Genomic DNA, 3,091 nt, shown 5'->3' on the forward strand with positions numbered 1-3,091 from the left:
CCCATGGCCGCCAGCACTTCCTTGATCTCGTTCAGCGACTTGCGGCCGAAGTTCGGGGTGCGCAGCATCTCGGCTTCGGTCTTCTGGATCAGGTCGCCGATATAGACGATGTTGTCGTTCTTCAGGCAGTTGGCCGAACGCACCGAAAGCTCGAGCTCGTCGACCTTCTTGAGCAGCGCCGGGTTGAAGGCGAGCTCGGTGACGGCTTCGGCGGCGACTTCCTTCTGCGGTTCGTCGAAATTGACGAACAGCGCGAGCTGGTCCTGCAGGATGCGGGCTGCGAACGCGACCGCGTCCTCGCCCGAGATCGAGCCGTTGGTCTCGATGGTCATGGTCAGCTTGTCATAGTCGAGCACCTGGCCCTCGCGGGTGTTCTCGACCTTGTAGGAGACCTTCTTGACCGGCGAGTAGAGGCTGTCGACCGGGATCAGGCCGATCGGCGCGTCTTCGGCGCGGTTGCGCTCGGCGGGCACATAGCCCTTGCCGGTGTCGACGGTGAATTCCATGCGGATCTCGGCGCCCTCGTCCAGCGTGCAGATGACGTGGTCGGGGTTGAGGATCTCGACGTCGCCCACGGTCTGGATGTCGCCTGCGAGCACTGCGCCCGGGCCTTGCTTGCGCACGACCATACGCTTGGGACCATCGCCTTCCATGCGGATGGCGATTTCCTTGATGTTGAGCACGATGTCGGTCACGTCCTCGCGCACGCCGGCGATGGACGAGAACTCGTGCAGCACGCCGTCGATCTGCACGGCGGTCACAGCCGCGCCGCGCAGCGAAGACAAAAGCACGCGCCGCAGCGCGTTGCCCAGCGTCAGGCCAAAGCCGCGTTCGAGCGGCTCGGCCACCAGCGTGGTCAGCGTCTTCTTCTTCGACGAGAACTCGATCTTGTTCGGCTTGATCAGTTCCTGCCAGTTCTTCTGGATCATAAATATCTTCCTTCCTTTGCCCCGCCACCATCCAATCGTGGCGGGCGACACGGAAAACCGCGGAGGAACGCCGTGGCGTTCGCGCGGCGCTTAAAAATCAGACGCGGCGCTTCTTGCGCGGACGGCAGCCATTGTGCGGGATCGGCGTCACGTCACGGATCGAGGTGATGGTGAAGCCGGCCGCCTGCAGCGCGCGAAGGGCCGATTCACGGCCGGAGCCGGGTCCGCAGACCTCGACCTCGAGCATGCGCATGCCGTGTTCCTGCGCCTTCTTGGCGACGTCCTCGGCGGCCATCTGGGCGGCGAACGGGGTCGACTTGCGCGAACCCTTGAAGCCCTGGGCGCCGGCCGACGACCAGGCAATCGAATTGCCCTGCGCGTCGGTGATGGTGATCATGGTGTTGTTGAAGGTCGAATTGACGTGGGCAACGCCCGACGAGATGTTCTTGCGTTCGCGACGGCGAACACGAGCGGCTTCCTTGGCCATGGTAGTCCTTTCAGTTGATCTCTACACCGCCGTAATGCCAGCGGCTCCACCTTGGAAGTGAATGGTGAATAGTGAAATAGTGAATGGTCAAAGTGCCATTCACCATTCACCACTGACCATGCACCAATTACTTCTTCTTGCCGGCGATTGCCTTGGCCGGGCCCTTGCGGGTGCGCGCATTGGTGTGCGTGCGCTGGCCGCGGACCGGCAGCGAGCGGCGGTGACGCAGGCCGCGGTAGCAGCCGAGGTCCATGAGCCGCTTGATGTTCATCGAGACTTCGCGACGCAGGTCGCCTTCGACCTGGTAGTCGCGGTCGATCGTCTCGCGGATCTGCAGCACTTCCGCGTCGGTCAATTGGTTGACGCGGCGGTCGGCCGGGATGCCGACCTTGTCGACGATCTCCTGGGCAAACTTCTTGCCGATGCCGTGAATGTACTGAAGCGCGATGACGACGCGCTTGTTGGTCGGAATGTTGACGCCGGCTATACGAGCCATTTTCTTCTCTTTCTCCATGTGGGCCGGGCATGCCCGGCGCTGTCGAAGTTGCCCCGCGTCCGGTGGAGGCCGGCCCTTGCGGGAGTTTCCTGGTTCAAAGCGGATGCCTTGCCCGCAAGGGCAAGCAAAGTCCATGCCTGATAGGAAGACGGGCCGCCATACCCCAACGGCCCACTCCAGTCAAGCGCAATCTTTAATTGTCGCCGCGACCTACTTCGCCGCGGCCGCGAGCACTTTGCCGATCTCGGCGGTCACGGCATCGATGCTGGCCATGCCGTCGACGGTCTTGAGCTTGCCTTTGGCGTAGTAGTAGCCGGTCAGCGGCGCCGTCTTCTTGTAGTATTCGCGCAGGCGTTCCTCGAACACCGCAGGGTTGTCGTCCTTGCGTACCGGCTGGCCGGCGGCCTTGGCATCCTCTGCGCGTTTTACGATTCGGCCAACCAACGCCTTATCGTCGACGACAAGCTCGATCACGGTGTCGAGCGCAATGCCGCGCTCGGCAAGCATCGCCTCGACCGCGTCGGCCTGCACCAGCGTGCGCGGATAGCCGTCGAGGATGAAGCCCTTGGCGCAATCCGGCTGATCGATGCGTTCGGCGACGATGGCGTTGACGATTGCATCCGAGACCAGCTCACCGGCATCCATCACCGCCTTCGCACGCTTGCCGACCTCGGTTCCGGCCTGGACGGCGGCACGCAGCATGTCACCCGTCGAGAGCTGGGGGATGCCGTGTTTTTCTACCAGTCTTTGTGCTTGCGTCCCCTTGCCCGCTCCTGGCGGCCCAAGCAATATCAGCCTCATCTGCTCCTCTTACCCCCGCGCAACTTCGACTTCTTGATCAGGCCCTCATACTGGTGCGCGATCAGGTGGCCCTGAATCTGCGCCACCGTGTCGAGCGTGACACTGACCACGATCAGAAGCGATGTGCCACCGAGATAGAAAGGTACGCCAGTCGCCGAGATCAGGAACTCCGGCAGCAGACAGACCAGCACCAGGTAGATGGCGCCGACGACGGTGATACGCGTCAGAACATAGTCGATATATTCGGCGGTGCGCTCGCCCGGACGATAGCCCGGGATGAAGCCGGAATGCTTCTTGAGCTGGTCGGCCGTGTCCTTCGGGTTGAAGACGATCGCCGTGTAGAAGAAGGCGAAGAAGACGATCATGCCCGCATAGAAG

The 3,091-nt window shown here is 62.5% G+C and carries 4 protein-coding genes and 1 pseudogene; all 5 read right to left on the reverse strand.

The window, feature by feature from the left end:
* Window positions 1-929 (reverse strand): DNA-directed RNA polymerase subunit alpha (locus tag EOD07_RS28545; protein WP_127237744.1); only part of this gene is annotated, 929 nt, incomplete at its 3' end.
* 97 nt (window positions 930-1,026) lie between these two features.
* Complete coding sequence (gene rpsK / locus EOD07_RS28550; RefSeq protein ID WP_006205444.1) at window positions 1,027-1,416, reverse strand: 30S ribosomal protein S11; 390 nt, start codon at window positions 1,414-1,416, stop codon at window positions 1,027-1,029.
* A 127-nt stretch (window positions 1,417-1,543) separates the two neighbouring features.
* Window positions 1,544-1,912: a 30S ribosomal protein S13 gene (gene rpsM / locus EOD07_RS28555; RefSeq protein WP_027170351.1), complete on the reverse strand. Its 369-nt coding sequence runs from the start codon at window positions 1,910-1,912 to the stop codon at window positions 1,544-1,546.
* A 210-nt stretch (window positions 1,913-2,122) separates the two neighbouring features.
* Window positions 2,123-2,713, reverse strand: coding sequence for an adenylate kinase (locus tag EOD07_RS28560; protein ID WP_040983004.1), 591 nt, complete (start codon window positions 2,711-2,713; stop codon window positions 2,123-2,125).
* Window positions 2,710-3,091, reverse strand: a pseudogene (locus EOD07_RS28565) (preprotein translocase subunit SecY); the annotation flags it as partial. The pseudogene EOD07_RS28565 and the gene EOD07_RS28560, both read right to left, overlap by 4 nt.

It is taken from the genome of Mesorhizobium sp. M2C.T.Ca.TU.002.02.1.1, assembly GCF_003997225.1.

Bases quoted from the DNA above. Each gene is read 5' to 3' on its own strand.
- rpsK (WP_006205444.1), bottom strand. From the start codon at position 1,416: ATGGCCAAGGAAGCCGCTCGTGTTCGCCGTCGCGAACGCAAGAACATC.
- rpsM (WP_027170351.1), bottom strand. From the start codon at position 1,912: ATGGCTCGTATAGCCGGCGTCAACATTCCGACCAACAAGCGCGTCGTC.
- EOD07_RS28560 (WP_040983004.1), bottom strand. From the start codon at position 2,713: ATGAGGCTGATATTGCTTGGGCCGCCAGGAGCGGGCAAGGGGACGCAA.